The sequence below is a fragment of the Streptomyces boluensis genome, assembly GCF_009908195.1.
GTDB lineage: Bacteria > Actinomycetota > Actinomycetes > Streptomycetales > Streptomycetaceae > Streptomyces > Streptomyces boluensis.
In genome coordinates, this window is the sequence record NZ_JAAAHS010000093.1 from 1 (window position 1) to 22,673 (window position 22,673).

The window sequence follows — 22,673 nt, forward strand, 5'->3', positions numbered from 1 at the left end:
CCACCCCCAACTCCCCTACCTCCGCGACGCGGGCATCACCGTCACCACGAGCGCCCCCAACGCCGAGGAACTGGTCGAGGCCTGTGCGGCGAACCGCACGGTGGTGGTCGTGGCCACCGGCGAGGGCGAGCCCCACCTCACCGACGGCCTCGCACGGCTCGCCGGCTCGGGCCGCCTCACGATGCCGGACCTGGAGCTGCTGCCCGCCTCGTACGACCTGCCGGGCGCCCGCCTCCTCGACCTGGTGCAGGTCATGGACCGGATCAGGCGCGAGTGCCCGTGGTCCTCGCGCCAGACCCACAAGGGCCTGGCCAAGTACGGCATCGAGGAGGCGTACGAACTCGTCGAGGCCATCGAGGACGGCGACCGCGCCGAACTGCGCGAGGAACTCGGCGACGTGCTCCTCCAGGTCGTCTTCCACGCCCGGATCGCAGAGGAGGCCGACCCGGAGGAAGAGGGCGAACCGTTCTCGATCGACGACGTGGCCGGCACCATCGTCACCAAGCTCATCCACCGCCACCCGCACGTCTTCGGCGACGACTCCGCCGAGACCCCGGAGGACGTCAAGGCGCACTGGCTGCGCACCAAGGCCGAGGAGAAGCAGCGGGACTCGGTGACCGACGGCGTCCCGCTCGGCCAGCCCGGCCTGGCGCTCGCCGCGAAGCTCGCGTCCCGTACGCGTACGGCGGGCCTCGACGTGCAGCCGCCCACCGGCGAGGGCGTCGGCTACGAGCTGCTCGCCCTCGCCGTGCGCGCCGAGGCCGCGGGCACCGACCCGGAGGCCGCCCTGCGCGCCGCCGCCCGCGCCTACCGGGACGCGATCCGCGCGGCGGAGGGCCAGGCGTGAGCACTCCCACCGGCTGCCCGCGCGACGCCGAGGGGCCGCTCCCCGAGGGGCCTCAACCTCCGCTGTTCACCTGGGAGTTCGCCGCCGACCCGTACCCCGCGTACGCCTGGCTGCGCGAGCACGCGCCGGTGCACCGCACCAAGCTGCCCAGCGGTGTGGAGGCCTGGCTCGTCACCCGGTACGCGGACGCCCGGCAGGCCCTCGCCGACCAGCGCCTCTCGAAGAACCCGGAGCACCACGACGAGCCCTCGCACGCCAAGGGCAAGACGGGCATTCCGGGCGAGCGCAAGGCCGAGTTGATGACGCATCTGCTCAACATCGACCCGCCGGACCACACCCGGCTCCGGCGGCTCGTGTCGAAGGCGTTCACCCCGCGCCGCGTCGCCCGGTTCGCGCCGCGCGTGCAGCAGCTCACCGACGAGCTGATCGACACGTTCGCCGCGAAGGGCGAGGCCGACCTGATCCACGAGTTCGCCTTCCCGCTCCCGATCTACGCGATCTGCGACCTGCTCGGCGTCCCGCGCGAGGACCAGGACGACTTCCGCGACTGGGCGGGCATGATGATCCGGCACGGCGGAGGCCCGCGCGGCGGCGTCGCCCGGTCGGTGAAGAAGATGCGCGGCTACCTCGCCGAACTCATCCACCGCAAGCGCGAGAGCCCTGGCGACGACCTGATCTCCGACCTCATCAGGGCCGGCGACCACGGCGAGCACCTCACCGAGAACGAAGCGGCCGCGATGGCCTTCATCCTGCTGTTCGCCGGCTTCGAGACCACCGTCAACCTCATCGGCAACGGCACGTACCAACTCCTCCGCCACCCGCGGGAGCGCGAGCGGCTCCAGGAGTCGCTGGCCGCGGGGGAGACCTCGCTCCTGGAGACCGGGATCGAGGAACTGCTGCGCTACGACGGCCCGGTCGAGCTCGCCACCTGGCGCTTCGCCACCGAGCCCGTCCGCATCGGCGGCCAGGACATCGCGGCCGGCGACCCCGTCCTGGTCGTCCTCGCCGCCGCCGACCGCGACCCGGAGCGCTTCGCCGGACCCGACACCCTCGACCTCGCCCGGCGCGACAACCAGCACCTCGGATACGGCCACGGCATCCACTACTGCGTGGGCGCGCCCCTCGCCCGTATCGAGGGACAGACGGCCATCGCGACGCTGCTTCGCCGCCTTCCCGACCTGCGGCTCGCGGTGGAACCCGACGATCTGCGGTGGCGCGGCGGGCTCATCATGCGCGGTCTGCGCACGCTCCCGGTGGAGTTCACCCCCGAGTGAGAGGGCGCCGCCCCGACGCGATTTCTGACGGGGCGTCAAGACTGTGACTTTCACGTGATCTCCGCTGTACCGGGTTGTGACAAGCGTTCGAGTGTCGCTACGTTCATCCCTCGGCTCAGACGCCACGCCTGTTGTCGCGCGAAAGGGAACCGCATGCTCTCCGGGAACGGCCGTCACCGACGTCGACGCCAGGCTCCTGCCCTCGTGGTCGCGGCCGGGGTCACCGGCTCGGCCCTCGCCTTTCCGCTGCTCGCCGCCACCGGCGCGAGCGCCGCCGAGGCGACGGTGGACGCCAACACCTGGGACCGGCTCGCCCTGTGCGAGAGCGGCGGTCTCTGGAGCGCGGACATGGGCAACGGCTACTACGGCGGGCTCCAGTTCACCCAGGCGACCTGGGAGGAGTACGGCGGCCTGAAGCACGCCCCGAGCGCCGACAGGGCGAGCCGGGCCGAGCAGATCGCCGTGGCGGAGAAGGTGCTGGCCGATCAGGGCCCGCTGGCCTGGCCGACCTGTGGCCTGGTCGCCGGGTTCCCGGACGCCGAGAACCCCACGGACGAGCCGGCGGCTGACGACCCGTCGTCCGACGACCCCGCCGCCGACCTGCCGCCCGCGACGGACCCGTCCGACGAGAAGCCGTCCGACGGGAAGCCGTCCGAGAAGCCGTCCGGCGAGAAGCCCGACGAGGGCCCCTCGGGTGAGGCGCCGTCCGACGACAAGTCGGACGAATCGGGAGACAAGAGTCACGACGGCGGCACGGGCGAAACGGACAACTCAGGCCAGAACGGCGGCGGTCGCCACCGTGGTGAGCCCGCACCCGAGGCCCCGCGCGGCGACGGCGACGACAACTCCTCGGGTCGGCACGCCTCGCGCGGCGACGGCTCCCGCGGCGACGCCGAAGGTGCGTACACGGTCCGTCTCGGCGACAGCCTCTCCGCCATCGCCGACGCCCGTGATGTCGACGGAGGTTGGGCCGCGCTGTACGCCGCCAACGAGAAGACGGTAGGGCTCGACCCGGACCTCATCCTCCCTGGCCAGCGCCTCGACCTCGGAGCGAAGTAGTTCGAAACTGGGCGGAATCCGGCGGCAGTTCAGTGCTGAATGTCCGTTATAAAGAGGCTTCGCCCAGGATGAGAGATGGGTCTCATCAGCCCAGATCGTCTTTGTATTTCCGTCGATCGCATGTCTACGGTCGTGACCGCTCGCCACTGGCGGGCCCCGATGGCCGTCACGCCGAATCCTGCCGGCGGCCCTTGGGAACAGTCGTCGCGTAAAGCGCCGTAGGCAGGAGCGGGGGACCCAAGGTTCGCGCCGGGCCCGGCCGTTGAGAGCTTCAGCAGAAGCCCGCAGCGGCAGGAGACCGGCTTGGGGTGAAGTCACCCGGTACGTCCGAGACGCACTGTCCGATACGTACCGAGTGGCCGGGCAACTCACTTGGCCCGAACCCGACAGCTCACTTCGCAGGCGTCGGTGAGGGGATTACTCCATGCTGTTCTCCGGCAAGGGCAAGCACCGTCGTATGACCAAGGCCGACAAGGCCACCCGCGTCCTGGCGGTCGCCGGTGTCGCCGGTGCCGCGGTCGCCGCGCCGCTCGTCACCGCGGGCTCCGCCTCCGCCGCCACGTCCTCCGAGTGGGACGCGGTCGCCCAGTGCGAGGCCGGCGGCAACTGGTCCATCAACACGGGCAACGGCTACTACGGCGGCCTGCAGTTCTCGTCCTCCACCTGGAGCGCCTACGGCGGCGACAAGTACGCGGCCACCGCCGACCAGGCCTCCAAGGACCAGCAGATAGAGATCGGCGAGAAGGTCCTCGCCGGTCAGGGCAAGGGCGCCTGGCCGAGCTGTGGCGTCGGCCTCTCCAACGCCTCGTACGACGGCGGCGGTTCGGAAGCGAGCGCCCCCGCCGAGGCCCCGCAGCAGCAGGCCGCCCCGCAGCCGGAGCGCAAGGCCGAGCAGCCGGCGTCCCGTTCGCAGGAGCGCGCCGAGCCGCAGCAGAAGACCGTCAAGACCCCGACCGGCAAGAAGGTCAAGAAGGGCGACGGCGAGTACAAGGTCAAGAAGGACGACACCCTCTCGTCCATCGCCGAGGCGCACGACGTCAAGGGCGGCTGGCAGAAGCTGTTCGACCTGAACAAGGACATCGTCGACGACGCCGACTTCATCTTCCCGGGCCAGCAGCTGCACCTGAAGTAGCCGCTCCCCGCGCGCGGACGGCGGGCCGGGGGCGCAGAACGACATCCCCCCACCGCTCGGCCACGGCCCGCCCGCACCGCACCCCCACACTCCCCGCCCCGGCGTGCATTCCCCCGTACGCGCCGGGGCGGGGGCATGCCCGCGTGCGAACCCTGCGTGTGAGCCCTGCGTGCGACCTCCGCTACGGCTACCGACTGGTAGTAATCGCGGACGTTTGTCCCCTATTACAGGTCTTCGGGCCTCTTTTCGTCCCAGCGGGCGGGCGGCCGGGTGGCCGAGCCTCCGGAGGCGGATAGGCTCGGGAGACGCAAGGCCAAGCAGACCTGCACGCACGCACACTGTGCGTCATACCTATGCGTCACATCCCAGAAGGAGATGCTCGTGCCGTCCATCGACGTCGTCGTAGCCCGGGAAATCCTGGACTCCCGAGGCAACCCCACGGTCGAGGTCGAGGTCGGCCTCGACGACGGCAGCACGGGTCGTGCTGCTGTTCCGTCCGGTGCCTCCACCGGTGCCTTCGAGGCCATCGAACTCCGTGACGGTGACCCCAACCGTTACCAGGGCAAGGGTGTCGAGAAGGCCGTCCTCGCCGTCATCGAGCAGATCGGCCCGGAGCTCGTCGGGTACGACGCGACCGAGCAGCGCCTGATCGACCAGGCCATGTTCGACCTGGACGCGACCGACAACAAGGGCTCCCTCGGCGCCAACGCCATCCTCGGCGTCTCGCTCGCCGTCGCGCACGCCGCCTCCGAGGCCAGCGACCTGCCGCTGTTCCGCTACCTCGGCGGTCCGAACGCGCACCTGCTGCCCGTCCCGATGATGAACATCCTGAACGGTGGGTCGCACGCCGACTCCAACGTCGACATCCAGGAGTTCATGATCGCCCCGATCGGCGCGGAGTCCTTCTCCGAGGCGCTGCGCTGGGGCACCGAGGTCTACCACACCCTCAAGAAGGTCCTGAAGGACAAGGGCCTCTCCACGGGCCTGGGCGACGAGGGCGGCTTCGCCCCGAACCTGGACTCCAACCGCGCCGCGCTCGACCTCATCCTCGAGGCCATCAAGCAGGCCGGTTACGTCCCCGGCGAGCAGGTCGCCCTGGCCCTCGACGTGGCCGCGTCCGAGTTCTACAAGGACGGCAAGTACGAGTTCGAGGGCAAGTCCCGCTCGGCCGCCGAGATGACCGAGTACTACGAGGAGCTCGTCTCCGCGTACCCGCTGGTCTCCATCGAGGACCCGCTGTACGAGGACGACTGGGCCGGCTGGAACGTCATCACCGAGAAGCTCGGTGACAAGGTCCAGCTCGTGGGCGACGACCTGTTCGTCACCAACCCGGAGCGCCTGGCCCGTGGCATCGAGGAGAAGTCCGCGAACGCCCTGCTGGTCAAGGTCAACCAGATCGGTTCGCTGACCGAGACCCTGGACGCCGTCGAGCTGGCCCAGCGCAACGGCTTCAAGTGCATGATGTCGCACCGCTCCGGTGAGACCGAGGACGTCACCATCGCCGACCTCGCCGTCGCCACCAACTGCGGCCAGATCAAGACCGGCGCCCCGGCCCGCTCCGAGCGCGTCGCCAAGTACAACCAGCTGCTGCGCATCGAGGAGATCCTCGACGACGCCGCGGTCTACGCCGGCCGCAGCGCCTTCCCGCGCTTCAAGGGCTGAGCCGTAGGCACGCTGTAGCTACGTACGTCCCCGTACTCGGTCCCGTACCGTGTGCGGGGACGTACGCGCGTGTGAACGGGAGGCGGGGACATGGCCGTGAAGGACCGGGACCGGTTCTCCACCGCGACCAGACTGCGGCTGTTCGGCGAGCAGACCGCGGCCCGCGTCTACCGCTCCCAGACCAGGCGCCAGGCCCGCCGCTCCCGGCTCACCGGCCGCGCGGCCCTGCTCGCCCTGGTCCTCTGCTCGCTGGTCGTGGCACTCGCGTACCCGATAAGGCAGTACGTCGCGCAGCGCGCCGACATCGCCGAGCAGGAACGGAAGCTGGCGGAGGCTCGCGAGCAGACCGAGCGGCTCCGTGACTCCAAGGCCCGCTGGCGCGACCCGGCGTACGTCGAGCGGCAGGCCCGCGAGCGGCTCCACATGGTGCGGCCCGGCGAGGTCGGGTACACGGTCGTCGACCCGAGCGCGGGCCGCGAGCGTCCCACCGAACCGGGCGCGGCCGACCGTGCCTGGTACAGCAACCTGTTCGACGGCGTCGACAAGGCGGACCGCCGCGCCGCCGACGACACCGACGCCCCCTGATCGACTCTCACCGAAAGTAACCAGCACCGGCATGGACACGCCCCCGCCCACCACCCCGCGCACCGAGCCGACCGACGCCGACGTCGCGGCCTTCAAGCAGCAGCTCGGCCGCCCGCCGCGCGGCCTGCGGGCCATCGCCCACCGCTGCCCGTGCGGCCAGCCCGACGTGGTGGAGACGGCGCCGCGGCTGCCCGACGGCACGCCCTTCCCGACGCTGTACTACCTGACGTGCCCGAAGGCGAACTCGGCCATCGGCACGCTCGAGGCCAACGGCGTCATGAAGGAGATGACGGAGCGCCTGGCCACCGACCCGGAGCTCGCCGCCGCGTACCGCGCCGCGCACGAGGACTACATCCGGCGCCGCGACGAGATCGAGGTGCTCACCGGTTTCCCGAGCGCCGGCGGCATGCCGGACCGGGTGAAGTGCCTGCACGTCCTGGTCGCCCACTCGCTGGCCGCCGGACCGGGCGTGAACCCGCTCGGCGACGAGGCCATCGCGCTGCTGCCGCAGTGGTGGGCCAAGGGCGCCTGCGTCACCACCGAGGACCCGAAGCCGGCGGAGGCGGGCGCATGACCCGCGTCGCCGCCATCGACTGCGGTACGAACTCGATCCGCCTGCTCGTCGCGGACGCCGACCCCGAGACGGGTCAACTGGTCGACCTGGACCGGCGGATGACGATCGTCCGGCTCGGCCAGGACGTCGACAGGACCGGCCGCCTCGCCCCCGAGGCCCTGGAGCGTACCTTCGCGGCCTGCCGTGAGTACGCCGGGATCATCGAGGCGCACGGCGCGCGGCAGCTCCGCTTCGTGGCCACGTCGGCCTCGCGGGACGCGGAGAACAGGGACGAGTTCGTCCGCGGCGTCGTCGACATCCTGGGCGTGGAGCCCGAGGTGATCACCGGTGACCAGGAGGCCGCGTTCTCCTTCTTCGGCGCCACCAAGGAGCTGACCGGCCGCGCCGACCTGGCCAAGCCCTACCTGGTCGTCGACATCGGCGGCGGCTCCACCGAGTTCGTCGTGGGTGACGAGAGCGTCCGCGGGGCGCGCTCCATCGACGTCGGCTGCGTACGGATGACCGAGCGCCACCTCCGGCACGAGGGCAAGGTCAGCGACCCCCCGAGTGCGGCGGAGATCGAGGCGATCCGCGCGGACATCACCGCGGGCCTCGACCTGGTCGCCCGGACCGTGCCGGTCGACGAGAGCCGCACCCTGGTCGGTCTCGCGGGCTCGGTCACCACGCTGTCCGCCATCGCGCTCGGCCTTCAGGAGTACGACTCGGCCGCGATCCACCACTCCAGGCTCTCCTTCAGCCAGGTCAAGGAGATCACCGAGCGCCTCCTCACCTCCACCCACGCCGAGCGCGCCGCGATCCCCGCGATGCACCCCGGCCGCGTGGACGTGATCGCCTCGGGCGCGCTCGTCCTGCTGCTGATCATGGAGCGGTTCGGCTTCGACGAGGTCGTCGTGAGCGAGCACGACATCCTGGACGGCATCGGCTGGTCCCTCGCCTGAGCAGCCGCAACTCACGTCTGAGCGGGGAGAACGGGCCGGAAGCAGTGCTTCCGGCCCGTTCTCCGTACGAACTTCGTGAAGTTCTTCACAAGGAAAAGCGGCCCGATGGGCGCTCTTGAGGCCACTTGGGTCCCGAACTGTGGACCCGTCGCGTCTCACGCGGGGTTTCGGGAGTTTTACGGCCGTACGAAACCCGTGTGAAACCGGGTCGTGGTCCACTCGAGGCCGTCCCGAGATCGGCAGCTCAGCGGGGTTCCCAACGTGTTCGCCCCGGTCGATGGTTCCCCTGCGGGGGCATGACCTCGATCACGTGGGTGGCGGAGTGTAGCAGAGGGTGTCCAGACCCTTGTGAAGGGGCTCACGAGCGACCCCCGGTCGGGGGGTGGATACTCGATGGCATGAGCACCACGGAGCGTCCCCGGATCCTCGTTGTAGGCGGTGGGTACGTAGGCCTGTACGCAGCTCGACGCATTCTCAAGAAGATGCGCTACGGCGAGGCGACCGTCACGGTCGTCGACCCGCGCTCGTACATGACGTACCAGCCCTTCCTCCCCGAAGCTGCCGCCGGCAGCATCTCGCCTCGGCATGTCGTCGTACCGCTGCGACGCGTGCTGCCCAAGGCTGAGGTGCTCACCGGCCGAGTCACCACCATCGATCAGGACCGCAAGGTCGCCACGGTCGCGCCGCTCGTCGGCGAGGCCTACGAGCTGCCCTTCGACTACCTGGTCATCGCGATGGGCGCGGTCTCCCGCACCTTCCCGATCCCCGGCCTCGCCGAGCAGGGCATCGGTATGAAGGGCATCGAGGAGGCCATCGGCCTGCGCAACCACGTCCTGGAGCAGCTCGACAAGGCTGACTCCACGACCGACGAAGAGGTCCGCCGCAAGGCGTTGACCTTCGTCTTCGTCGGCGGTGGCTTCGCGGGTGCGGAGACCATCGGTGAGGTCGAGGACATGGCCCGCGACGCGGCGAAGTACTACAACAACGTGTCCCGCGAGGACATGCGCTTCGTCCTCGTCGACGCCGCCGACAAGATCCTCCCCGAGGTCGGCCCCAAGCTCGGCCAGTACGGCAAGGAGCACCTGGAGAGCCGTGGTGTCGAGGTCTACCTCTCGACCTCCATGGACTCCTGCATCGACGGTCACGTCGTGCTGAAGAACGGCCTCGAGGTCGACTCCAACACGATCGTGTGGACCGCCGGCGTCAAGCCGAACCCGGTGCTCTCCCGCTTCGGTCTGCCGCTCGGCCCGCGTGGCCACGTCGACACCCAGACGACCCTCCAGGTCCAGGGCAGCGACTACATCTGGGCCGCGGGCGACAACGCCCAGGTGCCGGACCTCGTCGGCCGCAAGGCGGGCAACGAGAACGCCTGGTGCCCGCCGAACGCCCAGCACGCGCTGCGTCAGGCGCGCATCCTCGGCGACAACGTGATCTCCGGTATGCGGGGCTTCCCGCAGAAGGAGTACAGCCACGCCAACAAGGGTGCGGTCGCCGGTCTCGGCCTGCACAAGGGCGTCGCGATGATCGTCATGGGCAAGATGAAGATCAAGCTCAAGGGCCGTCTCGCCTGGTACATGCACCGCGCGTACCACGGCATGGCGATGCCGACGTACAACCGCAAGATCCGCGTCTTCGCCGACTGGACCCTCGCGGTCTTCCTCAAGCGCGAGGTCGTCTCGCTCGGCGCGATGGAGTCGCCGCGCGAGGAGTTCTACGAGGCCGCCAAGCCCGCGCCGGTCGCGCCGCCGGCCGTCGAGGCGACCGACAAGCCCGCCGCCGGGAAGTCGGAGAAGGCCAAGGCCTCCTGACCTCCGGCACACACCGTCAGACCCCGCAGGGGCCGTCCGCCATCCGTGGTGCGGGCGGCCCCTGCGGGGTTTTCGTGGGCTAGTGGGTGCCTGGGGCAACTTCTTTGCCGACCCTTTATGCCGCAACGGGACTGCGCACGGCCTCTGTTGGTGTTTACGTGGTGTTGGACCTACCGGGATCGAGCCAGGAAGGTGACACGCCATGGCAGACGCCGCGCCGCGGCTGAGGAATCTCGCCGAACAACTCCTCGGAGCCCCGCTCCCCGTCCGCATCCGTGCCTGGGACGGCAGCGAGGACGGTCCGCCCGGCGCCCCCGCACTCTTCGTACGCAACCGCCGCGCCCTGCGCCGCATCCTCTTCAAGCCCGGCGAGCTCGGCCTGGCCCGCGCCTGGGTCGCCGGGGACCTCGACGTCGAGGGCGACCTCTACGAGACCCTCGACCAGATGTCCGACCTGATCTGGGAGCGCGCCGACGACGCCGCGCGCCCCTCGCTCCGCGACCCGGCCGTACGCGCCGCCGTACGCGAGCTGCTCACCCTCGCCGGACCCGTACTGCTGCCCCCGGCGCCGCCCCGCGAAGAGGTCGGCAGGCGCGGCGGCCCGCTGCACACCAAGGTCCGCGACCGGCAGGCGATCAGCCACCACTACGACGTGGGCAACGACTTCTACGAGCTGGTGCTCGGCCCGTCGATGGTCTACTCGTGCGCGTACTGGGAATCCCCCGACGCCACCCTCGAGGACGCCCAGCGCGACAAGCTCGAACTGATCTGCCGCAAGCTGGACTTGAGGCCCGGCGCGCGGCTGCTCGACGTCGGCTGCGGCTGGGGCTCCATGGCGATCCACGCGGCGCGCGAGCACGGCGTCCACGTCGTCGGCGTCACGCTCTCCCGCGAGCAGGCCGCGTACGCCCGCAAGCGGATCGCGGACGAGGGTCTCACCGACCGCGTCGAGATCCGCGTCCAGGACTACCGCGACGTGCGGGACGGCCCGTACGACGCGATCTCCTCCATCGGCATGGCCGAACACGTCGGCGCGGTCCAGTACTTGGGGTACGCGACCGACCTGTACGCACTCCTCAAGCCCGGCGGGCGGCTGCTCAACCACCAGATCGGCCGCCGTCCGGTGCGGGACGAGGAGGGCTACAGCGTGGACGAGTTCATCGATGCGTACGTCTTCCCCGACGGCGAGCTCGCCCCTCTGGGCCGTACGGTCTCGCTCCTGGAGGAGGCCGGCTTCGAGGTACGCGACGTGGAGTCGCTCCGCGAGCACTATGCCCACACCCTGCGCCGCTGGGTGACCAACCTGGAGGCCGCCTGGCCCCGCGCCCAGCGCATGGTCTCGCCGGGGCGGGCCCGCGTATGGCGCCTCTACATGGCGGCGTCCGCGCTGGCCTTCGAGCGGAACCGGATCGGCGTGAACCAGGTCCTCGCGGTCCGGACCCCGGAGAGGGGCGAGTCGGGACTGCCGCTCAGGTCGCGCGACTGGAACTAGCGGTACGCGAAGGGGCCCGGGGCGCCATGTGCGCGCCCCGGGCCCCTCGCGTACCCGCTACTCCGCTGCTACTCCGCCTTGATCGCCGACAGCATGTTCAGGCGGGCCGCACGACGGGCCGGCCACAGGGCGGCGAGGATGCCGACCAGCGCGGCCAGGGCCAGGAACAGGCCCATCCGGCCCCACGGAAGCACCAGTTCGTACGTGGCGATGGACGAGCCGATCAGCTCGCCGGCCGCCCAGCCGAAGAACACCCCGAGCCCGATCCCGAGCACCCCGCCGAACAGCGAGATCACCAGGGACTCCATGCGCACCATGCGCTTGATGCCCTTGCGGTCGAGGCCGATCGCGCGCAGCATCCCGATCTCCTGGGACCGCTCGAAGACGGACATGGCCAGGGTGTTGATCACGCCGAGCACGGCCACGATGACGGCCATGGCGAGCAGCCCGTAGAGCATGTTCAGCATCAGCGTGAACATCTGGGCGATGCCGTCGGAGATGTCCTTCTTGTCGTCGACGGCGACGGCCGGGTTGTCGCCGAGCGCCTCACGGATCGACTCCTTGGCCGCGGGCGTGGCCCCGTCCGAGGTCTTGACCATCACCTGCATGTCGGTGATCCGGCTCTGGTGCGGGGCGAGCCGGTCCTTGTCCAGCATGATGCCGCGCATCATCTCGTTGCCCTGGTAGACGCCCGCCACCTGGAGCGTGCCCTTCTTCCCGTCCTCGTACGTGACGGGGAACCGGGAGCCGTCCTTCCAGCCGAAGCGCTTCGCGGTGTCGCTGTCCACGACGGCCTTGGCGCCGCCGAGCGCGTCCCACGAGCCCTGCCGGAAGTCGAGCTCGGCGAGCTGCCCGATGGTCTTCGCGTCGACACCCGTCAGGTACTCCCGCTCGCCGTCCACGAGCGAGGGCGAGTTGCGCAGCGGGCTGGTGGCGGTGACGCCGTCGAGGTCCTTGAGCTTCTGCTCCACATCGGGGGAGAGCGGGCCGAAGTTCGCCATGGAGACGACGTAGTCGGCCCTGAGCGAGTCCGTGGCCATCTTGTCGATGGACTTCTGGACGCTGCCCGCGATCACGGTCATGCCGGTGATCAGGGTGAGCCCGATCATCAGCGCGGACGCGGTGGCGGCGGTGCGCCGCGGGTTGCGTACCGCGTTCTGCCGGGCGAGCTTGCCGGAGATCCCGAAGACCTTGAGGAGCGGGGCGGCGGCCGCGATGACCGGCCGGGACAGCAGCGGTGTCAGGACGAAGACGCCGACGAGGAGCAGCGCGGCACCGAGGCCCATCGGCAGCTTGCCGTCGTCGCCCATGGTGGTGCCCGCGAGCACCGCGGCGACACCCGCACCGGAGAGCAGGGCCCCGATGGTGTTGCGTACGACGAGGGACTTGGTGCTCGCGGCGGCGTGCACGCTGTTCATCGCGGCCACCGGCGGGATCTTCGCGGCGCGGCGGCCGGGCAGCCAGGCGGCGAGCATCGTCACGACGACGCCGACGAGCAGCGAGGTGATCACCGTCGCGGGGGAGACCACGAGCGGGCCGTCCGGGACGGAGCCGCCGAAGCTGCCCATCAGGGAGCGCAGGCCCGCGCCGATGCCGATGCCCGCGGCGAGACCGGTGACGGCGGCGACCGTACCGACCAGGAACGCCTCGATCAGTACGGAACGGGTGACCTGGCGGCGGGACGCGCCCACCGCGCGCATCAGGGCCAGCTCCTTGGTGCGCTGGGCGACCAGCATCGTGAAGGTGTTGGCGATGATGAAGATGCCGACGAACAGCGAGATGCCGGCGAAGACGAGCAGCCCGGTCCGCATGCCGCTCATGGACGTGGAGATGGCCTCGGCCTGCTCGTCGGCGAGTTCCTTGCCGGTGGTGGCGGCGGCGGTGCCGTTCTTCGGCAGCACCTTCTCGATCTCGCTCATCAGCGCGGCCTGGCTCGTACCGGCCGCGGCCCGTACGTCGATCTCGCTGAACTCGCCGGGCTTCGCGTACAGCCCCTGCGCGGTCTTGGTGTCGAAGAGGGCGAGGCTGCCGCCCGCGGCGACGTTGCCGTCATCGGTGGTGAAGATGCCGGTGACCTTCGGCGTGAGCACGGGCCCGTCGATGGACATCCGTACGGTGTCGCCGACCTCGAACCCGGCGCGCTCGGCGGTCTTCGCGTCGAGGGCGATCTCACCCTTGCCGCTCGGCGCCCGGCCGTCCCGCATCGGGTAGCGGTCGTCCTTGCCGTCCGGGCCGGGGAAGTAGTTGGCGCCGCGGGTGGACCAGCCGTCGCCGAGCAGCTCCCCGTCCTTGCCGGCGAGAGCGGCGAAGCCGGAGACGGTGCCGGTCGCGGAGGCGGCGCCGTCGACCTTCGCGGAGCGGTCGAGCAGCTCCTGGGTCAGCGCGGGCGCGGCACCGGGCCTGCCGCCCTGCGCGCCGGCGTCGCCCTGCTCGGGCTTGATCGCCACGTCGACGTGGTCGAAGCCCTGGGCGGAACTCTTCTGGAACGCGTCGGAGACGGTGTTCGTGAAGACGAGGGTGCCGGACACGAAGGCCACGCCGAGCAGTACGGCGAGCACGGTCATCAGCAGCCTGGCCTTGTGCGCGAGGACATTGCGCAAGGCGGTACGGAACATGGTGGGGTCCTGGATTCCTGTCCTGGAGGTGGGGTGGCTGCTGCTGCTCAGCTGGTGCGGCCCTTGGCGTCGAACTGCCGCATGCGGTCGAGGACCGAGTCGGAGGTGGGTGCGTGCAGCTCGTCGGTGAGGCGGCCGTCGGCGAGGAACACGACGCGGTCCGCGTAGGCGGCGGCCACCGGGTCGTGGGTGACCATGACGACGGTCTGGCCCAACTCCCGTACGGAGTTGCGCAGGAAGCCCAGGACCTCGGCGCCGGAGCGGGAGTCCAGGTTCCCGGTCGGCTCGTCACCGAAGATGATCTCGGGCTGGGAGGCCAGGGCGCGGGCCACGGCCACGCGCTGCTGCTGGCCGCCGGAGAGCTGGCTCGGCCGGTGGCTGAGCCGCCCGGACAGGCCCACCATCTGGATGACCTGCTCAAGCCACGCCTTGTCCGGCTTACGGCCCGCGATGTCCATGGGCAGCGTGATGTTCTCGGCCGCGGTCAGGGTGGGCAGCAGGTTGAACGCCTGGAAGATGAACCCGATCTTGTCCCGGCGGAGCTTGGTCAGCTGCTTGTCCTTCAGGGACCCCAGCTCGGTGTCGCCGATCCGTACGGACCCGGAGCTGAACGAGTCGAGCCCGGCGACGCAGTGCATCAGGGTCGACTTGCCGGACCCGGACGGGCCCATGATCGCGGTGAACTCGGCCTGCCGGAAGTCGACCGTGACCCGGTCGAGGGCGACCACCTGGGTCTCGCCCTGCCCGTAGACCTTGCTCAGCTCGGTGGCACGCGCGGCTACTGCGGTCGCCTGGTGAGCGACGGGTGTGGTGGTCACGGGGAGGGGCTCCTGTCGGCACGATGTCGGACTGCTCGTTCCATCGTGCTGGCGGATACGGGCCCGGAAGTCAGCCCCAGCTCTCGTTCCGTGCTTCCTCTTCAGGCTGACAGGGGGCGGCCGGTGTCATACCTGGGGAGGAGCGTCGACCCTGAGCGGGGAGGAGCGCCGGCCCTGCGCCGAGTCGTCCCGCACCCCCCCCGGCCGGGGCGACCGAATTCCGTCATTCCGCCACGCCCCCTCCACACCTGCGCAGGGCCCGTCAGTAACGCGCCCACGACGCCTTCACGGCCCTGACGGACCCTCAAGCATCAATAAAACAAGACAACATCGGGCTGTTGTTCGGCTGTTCGAGGTACGCGTCCCGATAGGCTCGACATCCCGCACCACGCGGAATCCACGGCCTGCCCGGATGGTGGAATGCAGACACGGCGAGCTTAAACCTCGCTGCCCCTCGGGGGCGTACCGGTTCAAGTCCGGTTCCGGGCACCTTCCGCTCGCGGCGACCGCGGCCTCGCTCGTGGCGATTGCGGTCTTCGCGGAAAGATCCTCCCCGAGCACTAGAGTGCTTCTTTTGCTTACCCATTACTCTTGACTCAAGGCCGCGCAGGGTGGCCAGTCGTGCATTGGTCAAGGAGTGAGATGAGGAGCAGCAACCCGGTCTTCTCGCGACGGGGGTTCAGCCGCGACAACGGCACCGCGGGCTATGGCGCGGCGCCGCAGGCCGGGGGCCCCGCCGTCGGCACCCAGGGCAACCCGTACGCGGGCGGTAACCCGTACGCCCAGGCGCCGACGAACCCGTACGCGCAGAACAACCCTTACGCGCAGCAGGACCTCCAGCACGGTGCCCCGCAGGCGCCGGTCGCCACCGGCGACAAGATGACGATGGACGACGTCGTCATGCGGACGGGCATGACGCTCGGCCTCGTGATCGCCGGCGCCACCGTCGCCTGGGTCATGAACGTGAACCTGGGCATCGCCATCGGCGCCGCGCTCATCGCGATGGTGCTCGGGCTCGTCCAGTCCTTCAAGCGCAAGGCCAACCCGGCGCTGATCCTGGCGTACGCGGCCTTCGAAGGCGTCTTCCTCGGCGCCATCAGCAACTACATCAACACGTACGTCGCCGAGGGCGCGGCCATGCAGGCCGTGCTCGGCACCATGGCGGTCTTCGTCACGATGCTGGTGCTGTACAAGACCCGCATCGTGCGCGTCACGCAGCGCTTCACGCGCTTCCTGATGATCGCCGCGACGGCGTTCCTGGTGCTGACCGCCGTGAACCTGCTGTTCATGGTGTTCGGCGGCGGTGACGGCCTCGGCTTCCGCAGCGGTCCGCTCGGCATCGTCTTCGGCATCGTCGGCATCCTGCTCGGCGCCTTCTTCCTCGCCCTGGACTTCAAGCAGGTCGAGGACGGCATCGCGTACGGCGCTCCGCGGCAGGAGTCCTGGCTGGCCGCCTTCGGTCTGACCATGACCCTGGTGTGGATCTACCTGGAGATGCTGCGGCTGATCTCCATCCTGAACAGCGACTGACGTCCCGGCACGCCCCGGCACGTCCGGTCAGCCGAAGGGCCCGCGAAGCGAACGCTTCGCGGGCCCTTCGCCGTTGGTGATCCGGCGTGCGCGCTCACAGCAGCCTGCGGGCGGCCTTTCTCATGTCGTGTTCGTGGACGATCGCTTTGGCGTGGCCGTACGCGAGGTCGTACTCGCCGCGGAGCCAGCTGACCTTCTCGTCGAAGCGGAGGAAGGACGGACCTTCGTCGACCGCGCGGATCCAGTCGGACACCTCGCGGCCGGTGCAATGGGGGATGCGGGCGAGCAGATTGCGGTGGGTCTCCTCGGAGAAGACAAGCGACATCGGCGCCTCCGGACGCTCTCGATGCAAGACCTTCCCGTCACCGTGCCTGAGCGTCGGGGTGTTGGCAACAGGCCCGGGGCGGCGCATAGGGTCACAGGGTGCTTGATACGACGCTCCTGACCGATGCCGTGGACGTGTTCGCCGACCGCCTCCGGGCCGCCTCGGAGAGCCGCCTGCAGCGCGGTGCCGCGGCCGAAGCCCGGGAGCTGGCCAGGGAGTTGGCCGTACGGGCGCAGGACATCGAGAAACCCGACGCGGTGCCGCGCGTGATGCCCGACGTCGGCCTGTTCTCGGTCTCCGACCAAGTCACCGTCGCGGGGCGCGACTTGGCCCTCGTGTTGACGGACGAGGGACAGCTGGCGGACGCGGTGCGCCTGGTGCACGAGGCACAGAAACGCGCCGGGGTGTAGTTCACTCCGGCGCGTCGAGGGCGCGTGCGGGGCGGCCCGAGGCGGACGGCCCCGGGCGCCGGTGTCAGGCGGAGGCTATGACGCGGTCCGCCAGGATGTAGACGTTCTCCTCGCCGCAGGCGAAGGTCAGGGTGTACGCGCCGGAGACTCCGGAGCCGCCGAGCAGCACCGGGGTGTCGCCCGAGCGCAGGGCCTCGGCCAGGCGCTCCGCGGTCTCGCGGTGACCCGGGGTCATGCACAGCGTCGTACCGTCCGTGAAGACGTACACGTCGAGGGTGCCGAGCGGGCCGGGGCGGACGTCGGAGAGCGCGGTACGGGCCTGCGCCAGCTCCTCCAGACAGCTCACCGTGTACTCGTGGTCGCCGACCGGGTCGCGCATCTGCTGCACCGGAACGAAGTCCGGGTGCGAGGGGTGGCGGCGGCGGGCGGCGGCCAGCTCGGGGGAGTCCTCGGGGAACTCGTCGGCGGTGCTCAAGTCCTCGACGGGCTCGGCGAGTTCGTGCTGCAGCTCGCGCTCAAGGCCGACGAAGTCGGACTGGCGGGGCAGGAACAGCTCGTCCGCGACGTTCGGCGGCAGACCGCCGAGCAGCGACGGGGCGTCGGCGGCGTCACGGGCCTCCTGCGCGGCCCAGAAGGCGCGCGCCTCGGCCAGCTCGCGCTCCCGCTCCTCGGCGAGCGCCTCGGCGACGGCGGCACGGATCGCGTCCGTGTCGGCGGCCGGTGCGGCGGACTCGGCGGCGGCACGGGCGTGCGGCACGGTCGCGGCCGACTCCACGTGGTGCGAGCGGATCGCGACGAGCTCGGCACGCAGCGCCGTGATCTCGGCGAGCTGCTTCCGGAGCCCACGCACGGTGTGCAGTGCGGCAGCCCCCACGGCCGTGGCAGCGGCGGTGGCGAGCAGCAGGGCAAGAGTCATGGTGCTCACTGACGTACTCCCGGTTTCAAAGTCGACCCCCGACTTCCTACCTCAGCTTGTCGGAGGCGGCTGTTGCCTGTCAGTGCATTAGGTCACGAAAGGGACAGGACTTTCTACTCGAGGTTTTCGCCCGCACCGCTCTGACCTGCGTATATGGCACTCCCCCAGGACGTAGGTCACATCCTGGGGGAGGTTGTGTCACGGCGGGGACTCGGGGGGTTACAGGGGGTGCGCGAAAAGCGCGGAGCGTGAGACGCGCGCCCCCTGCGGCTCCGGTCCGGTAGCTCCGGCCGGTCCCCTACGGGTCAGCTGAGGCGCTCGATGACCATGGCCATGCCCTGGCCACCGCCGACGCACATGGTCTCCAGGCCGAACTGCTTGTCGTGGAACTGGAGGCCGTTGATCAGCGTGCCGGTGATGCGGGCGCCGGTCATGCCGAAGGGGTGGCCGACGGCGATGGCGCCACCGTTGACGTTCAGCTTGTCCTCGTCGATGCCGAGCTCGCGGGCGGACGGGATGACCTGGGCCGCGAAAGCCTCGTTGATCTCGAACAGGTCGATGTCGGAGACGCCGAGCCCGGCGCGCTTGAGCGCCTGCTTGCTGGCCTCCACCGGGCCGAGGCCCATGATCTCGGGCGAGAGGCCGGAGACGCCGGTCGAGACGACGCGGGCGAGCGGGGTCAGGCCGAGCTCGCGGGCCTTGGTGTCGGACATGACGACGAGGGCGGCGGCGCCGTCGTTCAGCGGGCAGCAGTTGGCGGCCGTGACCAGGCCGTCGGGGCGGAAGACGGGCTTGAGGCCCGAGACGCCCTCCAGGGTGACGCCGGCGCGCGGGCCGTCGTCCTTGCTGACGACCGTGCCGTCGGGGGTGGTGACCGGGGTGATCTCGCGCTCCCAGAAGCCGTTCTTGATGGCTTCCTCGGCACGGTTCTGCGAGCGCACGCCGAAGGCGTCCATGTCCTCGCGGGTGATGCCCTTCAGGCGCGCCAGGTTCTCGGCGGTCTGGCCCATCGCGATGTACGCGTCCGGCACGATGCCGTCCTCGCGCGGGTCGTGCCAGGTGGTGCCCTCCTGCGTGGCGACCTCGGCGGTGCGGGCCTCGGCCTCGGCGAAGAAGGGGTTGTGGGTGTCGGGCAGCGAGTCCGAGTTGCCCTTCGCGAAGCGCGACACCATCTCGACGCCCGCCGAGATGAATACGTCGCCCTCGCCCGCCTTGATGGCGTGCAGCGCCATCCGCGTGGTCTGCAGCGAGGAGGAGCAGTACCGGGTGATCGTGCAGCCGGGCAGGTGGTCCATGCCCATCTGCACGGAGACGATGCGGCCCAGGTTGTTGCCCTGCTCGCCGCCGGGCAGGCCGCAGCCGAGCATCAGGTCGTCGATGTCGCGCGGGTCGAGCTCCGGGACCTTGGCGAGGGCGGCCTGGATGATCGTGGCCGTCAGGTCGTCGGGGCGGAGGTCTTTCAGGGAGCCCTTGAAGGCACGGCCGATGGGGGAGCGGGCGGTGGAGACGATCACGGCTTCGGGCATGAGGGGGCTCCCTTGTCGCAGATATGGCTGACCGTGAGGGAAGTTACCTGTACGTACCGCCAAGGTCATCGCTCTTGGCGTGTGACGCCCGCCTCTTTTCTAAGCGCTTGCTCAGACTTCTTGTCGCTGTGGGTGCCGCTGTGGCCGTCGCTCTGGCCGTCGCTGTGGGGGGCGGAGGCCGTGCCGGGCGCCGTGCCGGGCGCCGCGTCGCCGTGGTCGCCGGTCGCCGTGTTGGGTGTCGCGGGCTCCGGTGCGTGGATGCGCCGCCGCCTGCGGTGCTTGAGCAGGGCCCACGGTCCGCGCGGGCCTGTCGGCATCGCGGCCGTGACCTCCGTACCGCCCTCGGACGCCGCCTCCGCCGCCGCGCGGGCGACCGGCAGGAAGCCCTCGTCGCGGGAGCTGTCGGGGCGCTCCTCCTCCGGCCACAGGCCGACCGCCGCGCACACCGTGGGCAGGACGGCCATCGCCGCGGTCGCGTACCCCTCCGCCGACGGGTGGTAGTTGTCCGGGCCGAACAGTTCGCGCGGGTTGGCCGTGAACTCGGGCCCGAGCATGTCGCCGAGGGACACGGTCCGGCCGCCCTGCTCGACCACGCCGATGGTCTGGGCGGCGGCGAGCTGGCGGGAGACGCGGCGGGCCAGCCAGCGCAGCGGCTGGTAGACCTGCTCCACCGAGCCCAGGTCGGGACAGGTGCCGACGACCACCTCGGCGCCCGCGGTACGCAGCCGTCGTACCGCCGCCGCCAGGTAGCGCACCGAACGGGTCGGGGGCATCCGGTGGGTCACGTCATTGGCGCCGATCATGATGACGCAGACGTCGGGCACCGCCGATGAGTTGGCGAGGAGCAGGGTGACCTGCCGGGCCAGGTCGTCGGACTGGGCGCCGGGCAGGGCCACGTTCCGCAGCCGGACCGGGCGTTCGGCGACCGCCGAGAGGCCCTGGGCGATCAGGGCGCCCGGGGTCTGTGCGGCCCGGTGCACGCCCTGGCCCGCGGCCGTGGAGTCGCCGAGCATCGTCAGGCGCAGCGCGGAGCGGGTGTCCGCCGGATCGAGGAACGCGCCGCCGTACATCCCGTCGGCGTTCGGCGGCTGCACCGGATCGGTGCCCGGGGCGGTGCCCACCTGCCGTTTCGCCAACTGCACCTCGGCGAGGACCACGCCGACCGCGGCCGCCCCGAGCAGGCCGACCCCGCCCCCGCCGAACGCCGCGCCCGCGGCGATACGTCGTGCCACCCTTGCCCTCGACATGGACCGAAGCCACCTCCTTGTAGCGCCGTACACCAACTCCTTGCCCGGTACCCACCGTCGGTCAATCTCGGACCTGCTCAAGGAGCGTGCCGGACCGTGGTGGCCTCATGGTCATCGTGCGGTCACGGCAGGCTCGTACGACCCGCTCGGAGCCCACCACCGAACGCCCGAATTCCGCTTAGGCTGACCGCATTCCTAGGGAGAACCGGAGACAACGGTGCAATTCCACGACTCGATGATCAGCCTCGTCGGTAACACCCCGCTGCTGAGGCTCAACAACGTGACCGCGGGCATCAGGGCCACCGTCCTGGCCAAGGTCGAGTACTTCAACCCGGGCGGCTCGGTGAAGGACCGCATCGCGCTGCGCATGATCGAGGCGGCCGAGGCGAGCGGAGAGTTGCAGCCGGGCGGCACCATTGTCGAGCCGACCAGCGGCAACACCGGGGTGGGCCTGGCGATCGTGGCCCAGCAGAAGGGCTACAAGTGCATCTTCGTCTGCCCGGACAAGGTGTCTCTCGACAAGATCAACGTGCTGCGGGCGTACGGCGCAGAGGTCGTCGTCTGCCCCACCGCCGTGGACCCCGAGCACCCCGACTCGTACTACAACGTCTCCGACCGGCTCGTCCGCGAGACGCCCGGCGCCTGGAAGCCGGACCAGTACAGCAACCCCAACAACCCGCGCTCGCACTACGAGACGACCGGTCCCGAGCTGTGGGAGCAGACGGAGGGGCGGATCACCCACTTCGTGGCGGGCGTCGGCACCGGCGGGACGATCTCCGGCACCGGCCGCTACCTGAAGGAGGCCAGCGACGGACGGGTACGGATCATCGGCGCTGACCCCGAGGGCTCGGTGTACTCCGGGGGTTCCGGGCGGCCGTATCTCGTCGAGGGCGTCGGTGAGGACTTCTGGCCGACCGCGTACGACCAGAACGTGACGGACGACATCGTCGCGGTCTCCGACAAGGACTCCTTCCAGATGACCCGGCGGCTCGCCAAGGAGGAGGGGCTGCTCGTCGGCGGCTCCTGCGGGATGGCGGTCGTCGCGGCCCTGAAGGTGGCCGAGGGGCTCGGTCCCGACGACGTGGTCGTGGTGCTGCTTCCGGACTCCGGGCGCGGCTACCTCTCGAAGATCTTCAACGACGAGTGGATGAACGACTACGGCTTCCTGGAGCAGGCCGGGGACGCGCCGCGGGTCGGCGACGTCCTGGCGCACAAGGAGGGCGGCATCCCCAAGCTGGTGCACATGCACCCGGAGGAGACGGTCGGCGAGGCCATCGAGGTGCTGCGCGAGTACGGCGTCTCGCAGATGCCGATCGTCAAGCCGGGCGCCGGGCACCCGGACGTGATGGCCGCGGAGGTCATCGGCTCGGTGGTCGAACGCGAGCTGCTCGACGCGCTGTTCACGCAGCGGGCCTCGCTCGCCGACCCGCTGGAGAAGCACATGTCGGACCCGCTGCCGCAGGTCGGCTCGGGCGAGCCGGTGGCCGACCTGATGTCGGTGCTCTCCGCGACCACGGGGGCGGACGCGGCGATCGTCCTGGTCGAGGGCAAGCCGACGGGTGTGGTGAGCCGTCAGGACCTGCTCGCGTTCCTGGCGCGGGACGCGAAGTAGCAGGCCTGTCTGTTGTGTTGGGGGTCGGGAAATCGGTACGGGGGCGACATGTGCGCGCAGCACCCGCTTAACACGGGTCCGGCAGATTGGTGGGTGTCGGCGCACAGGATCCTCCGGAGCGGCTCCCGGACCTCCTGAACGCCTCGGACGCGGAGCGCCGGCCCTGACCCGGCCGCCCGCGTCCCCCGCGGGGACCACCGTCGTCCCGCCCTCTGGCTGCGGTTGCGGCTGCGGCTGGGGGTGCGGTGGTCCCTGCGGGCTTTTTGTTTCCCCGCCCCGCCCCTTCCCGAAGTCCTGCCGGAC

19 protein-coding genes, 1 tRNA gene and 1 riboswitch are annotated in these 22,673 nt (G+C 70.5%); of the genes, 14 read left to right on the forward strand and 6 right to left on the reverse strand.

The features are described 5' to 3' along the window. From GUY60_RS14570 to GUY60_RS14615, 10 genes are all read left to right on the forward strand, one after another. Window positions 1–847 (forward strand): nucleoside triphosphate pyrophosphohydrolase (locus tag GUY60_RS14570; RefSeq protein ID WP_161697738.1); only part of this gene is annotated, 847 nt, incomplete at its 5' end. After that, window positions 844–2,121, forward strand: a complete 1,278-nt coding sequence (locus GUY60_RS14575) for a cytochrome P450 family protein (RefSeq protein ID WP_376771229.1) — start codon at window positions 844–846, stop codon at window positions 2,119–2,121. The genes GUY60_RS14570 and GUY60_RS14575, both read left to right, overlap by 4 nt. 153 nt (window positions 2,122–2,274) lie before the next feature. Continuing rightward, window positions 2,275–3,180, forward strand: a complete 906-nt coding sequence (locus tag GUY60_RS14580) for a transglycosylase family protein (protein ID WP_161697740.1) — start codon at window positions 2,275–2,277, stop codon at window positions 3,178–3,180. 204 nt (window positions 3,181–3,384) lie between these two features. Then, window positions 3,385–3,600: riboswitch (cyclic di-AMP (ydaO/yuaA leader) on the forward strand. A gap of 4 nt (window positions 3,601–3,604) precedes the next feature. After that, window positions 3,605–4,312, forward strand: coding sequence for a LysM peptidoglycan-binding domain-containing protein (locus GUY60_RS14585; RefSeq protein ID WP_161697742.1), 708 nt, complete (start codon window positions 3,605–3,607; stop codon window positions 4,310–4,312). A gap of 381 nt (window positions 4,313–4,693) precedes the next feature. Then, a complete protein-coding gene (gene eno / locus GUY60_RS14590) occupies window positions 4,694–5,974 on the forward strand; it encodes a phosphopyruvate hydratase (RefSeq protein WP_446696999.1) in 1,281 nt (426 codons plus the stop codon). Window positions 5,975–6,064: 90 nt separating this feature from the next. After that, complete coding sequence (locus tag GUY60_RS14595) at window positions 6,065–6,559, forward strand: FtsB family cell division protein (RefSeq protein ID WP_161697746.1); 495 nt, start codon at window positions 6,065–6,067, stop codon at window positions 6,557–6,559. Between the two features lie 31 nt (window positions 6,560–6,590). Next, entirely contained in the window at window positions 6,591–7,133 is a 543-nt protein-coding gene (locus GUY60_RS14600; RefSeq protein WP_161697748.1) for a DUF501 domain-containing protein, read from the forward strand. After that, complete coding sequence (locus tag GUY60_RS14605) at window positions 7,130–8,071, forward strand: Ppx/GppA phosphatase family protein (RefSeq protein ID WP_161697750.1); 942 nt, start codon at window positions 7,130–7,132, stop codon at window positions 8,069–8,071. The genes GUY60_RS14600 and GUY60_RS14605 overlap by 4 nt, the downstream gene beginning before the upstream one ends. Window positions 8,072–8,469: 398 nt before the next feature. After that, on the forward strand, window positions 8,470–9,879 hold the full coding sequence (locus tag GUY60_RS14610) for an NAD(P)/FAD-dependent oxidoreductase (RefSeq protein WP_161697752.1): 1,410 nt from the start codon (window positions 8,470–8,472) through the stop codon (window positions 9,877–9,879). 202 nt (window positions 9,880–10,081) lie between these two features. Continuing rightward, entirely contained in the window at window positions 10,082–11,371 is a 1,290-nt protein-coding gene (locus GUY60_RS14615; RefSeq protein WP_161697754.1) for a class I SAM-dependent methyltransferase, read from the forward strand. Between the two features lie 68 nt (window positions 11,372–11,439). Here the strand turns inward: GUY60_RS14615 and GUY60_RS14620 are convergent, their stop codons facing one another. Together GUY60_RS14620 and GUY60_RS14625 are read right to left on the reverse strand one after the other, a co-directional pair. Further along, complete coding sequence (locus tag GUY60_RS14620; protein WP_161697755.1) at window positions 11,440–13,986, reverse strand: ABC transporter permease; 2,547 nt, start codon at window positions 13,984–13,986, stop codon at window positions 11,440–11,442. 47 nt (window positions 13,987–14,033) lie between these two features. Continuing rightward, the gene (locus GUY60_RS14625) at window positions 14,034–14,804 is read right to left on the reverse strand and encodes an ABC transporter ATP-binding protein (protein WP_161697757.1); all 771 of its coding nucleotides are present in this window, start codon (window positions 14,802–14,804) and stop codon (window positions 14,034–14,036) included. Between the two features lie 406 nt (window positions 14,805–15,210). On the opposite strand from GUY60_RS14625, the gene GUY60_RS14630 reads away from it, so the two are divergent. Together GUY60_RS14630 and GUY60_RS14635 are read left to right on the forward strand one after the other, a co-directional pair. Next, window positions 15,211–15,293, forward strand: a tRNA-Leu gene (locus GUY60_RS14630). 153 nt (window positions 15,294–15,446) lie between these two features. Further along, complete coding sequence (locus GUY60_RS14635; protein ID WP_161697759.1) at window positions 15,447–16,334, forward strand: Bax inhibitor-1/YccA family protein; 888 nt, start codon at window positions 15,447–15,449, stop codon at window positions 16,332–16,334. 94 nt (window positions 16,335–16,428) lie between these two features. Here the strand turns inward: GUY60_RS14635 and GUY60_RS14640 are convergent, their stop codons facing one another. Continuing rightward, complete coding sequence (locus GUY60_RS14640; protein WP_161697761.1) at window positions 16,429–16,659, reverse strand: DUF4287 domain-containing protein; 231 nt, start codon at window positions 16,657–16,659, stop codon at window positions 16,429–16,431. Window positions 16,660–16,757: 98 nt separating this feature from the next. Between GUY60_RS14640 and GUY60_RS14645 the strand changes: the two genes are divergently transcribed. Next, complete coding sequence (locus tag GUY60_RS14645; protein ID WP_161697763.1) at window positions 16,758–17,069, forward strand: hypothetical protein; 312 nt, start codon at window positions 16,758–16,760, stop codon at window positions 17,067–17,069. Between the two features lie 64 nt (window positions 17,070–17,133). Here the strand turns inward: GUY60_RS14645 and GUY60_RS14650 are convergent, their stop codons facing one another. The 3 genes from GUY60_RS14650 to GUY60_RS14660 form a co-directional block, all read right to left on the reverse strand. Next, window positions 17,134–17,985 (reverse strand): hypothetical protein, encoded by an 852-nt coding sequence (locus GUY60_RS14650; RefSeq protein WP_161697772.1) that lies wholly within the window; start codon window positions 17,983–17,985, stop codon window positions 17,134–17,136. A gap of 305 nt (window positions 17,986–18,290) precedes the next feature. Further along, window positions 18,291–19,511, reverse strand: coding sequence for an acetyl-CoA C-acetyltransferase (locus GUY60_RS14655; protein WP_161697765.1), 1,221 nt, complete (start codon window positions 19,509–19,511; stop codon window positions 18,291–18,293). 65 nt (window positions 19,512–19,576) lie between these two features. After that, entirely contained in the window at window positions 19,577–20,758 is a 1,182-nt protein-coding gene (locus GUY60_RS14660) for an SGNH/GDSL hydrolase family protein (RefSeq protein ID WP_161697767.1), read from the reverse strand. 217 nt (window positions 20,759–20,975) lie between these two features. On the opposite strand from GUY60_RS14660, the gene GUY60_RS14665 reads away from it, so the two are divergent. After that, window positions 20,976–22,370, forward strand: coding sequence for a cystathionine beta-synthase (locus GUY60_RS14665; protein WP_161697768.1), 1,395 nt, complete (start codon window positions 20,976–20,978; stop codon window positions 22,368–22,370). The last annotated feature ends 303 nt before the right edge of the window (window positions 22,371–22,673 follow it).

What these genes read in the sequence shown, in the direction of transcription:
- GUY60_RS14640 (WP_161697761.1), bottom strand. Translation starts at nt 16,659, where the DNA reads ATGTCGCTTGTCTTCTCCGAGGAGACCCACCGCAATCTGCTCGCCCGC.
- GUY60_RS14605 (WP_161697750.1), top strand. Translation starts at nt 7,130, where the DNA reads ATGACCCGCGTCGCCGCCATCGACTGCGGTACGAACTCGATCCGCCTG.
- GUY60_RS14635 (WP_161697759.1), top strand. Translation starts at nt 15,447, where the DNA reads ATGAGGAGCAGCAACCCGGTCTTCTCGCGACGGGGGTTCAGCCGCGAC.
- GUY60_RS14660 (WP_161697767.1), bottom strand. Translation starts at nt 20,758, where the DNA reads ATGTCGAGGGCAAGGGTGGCACGACGTATCGCCGCGGGCGCGGCGTTC.
- GUY60_RS14595 (WP_161697746.1), top strand. Translation starts at nt 6,065, where the DNA reads ATGGCCGTGAAGGACCGGGACCGGTTCTCCACCGCGACCAGACTGCGG.
- GUY60_RS14610 (WP_161697752.1), top strand. Translation starts at nt 8,470, where the DNA reads ATGAGCACCACGGAGCGTCCCCGGATCCTCGTTGTAGGCGGTGGGTAC.
- GUY60_RS14620 (WP_161697755.1), bottom strand. Translation starts at nt 13,986, where the DNA reads ATGTTCCGTACCGCCTTGCGCAATGTCCTCGCGCACAAGGCCAGGCTG.
- GUY60_RS14580 (WP_161697740.1), top strand. Translation starts at nt 2,275, where the DNA reads ATGCTCTCCGGGAACGGCCGTCACCGACGTCGACGCCAGGCTCCTGCC.
- GUY60_RS14585 (WP_161697742.1), top strand. Translation starts at nt 3,605, where the DNA reads ATGCTGTTCTCCGGCAAGGGCAAGCACCGTCGTATGACCAAGGCCGAC.
- GUY60_RS14655 (WP_161697765.1), bottom strand. Translation starts at nt 19,511, where the DNA reads ATGCCCGAAGCCGTGATCGTCTCCACCGCCCGCTCCCCCATCGGCCGT.
- GUY60_RS14650 (WP_161697772.1), bottom strand. Translation starts at nt 17,985, where the DNA reads ATGACTCTTGCCCTGCTGCTCGCCACCGCCGCTGCCACGGCCGTGGGG.
- GUY60_RS14600 (WP_161697748.1), top strand. Translation starts at nt 6,591, where the DNA reads ATGGACACGCCCCCGCCCACCACCCCGCGCACCGAGCCGACCGACGCC.
- GUY60_RS14615 (WP_161697754.1), top strand. Translation starts at nt 10,082, where the DNA reads ATGGCAGACGCCGCGCCGCGGCTGAGGAATCTCGCCGAACAACTCCTC.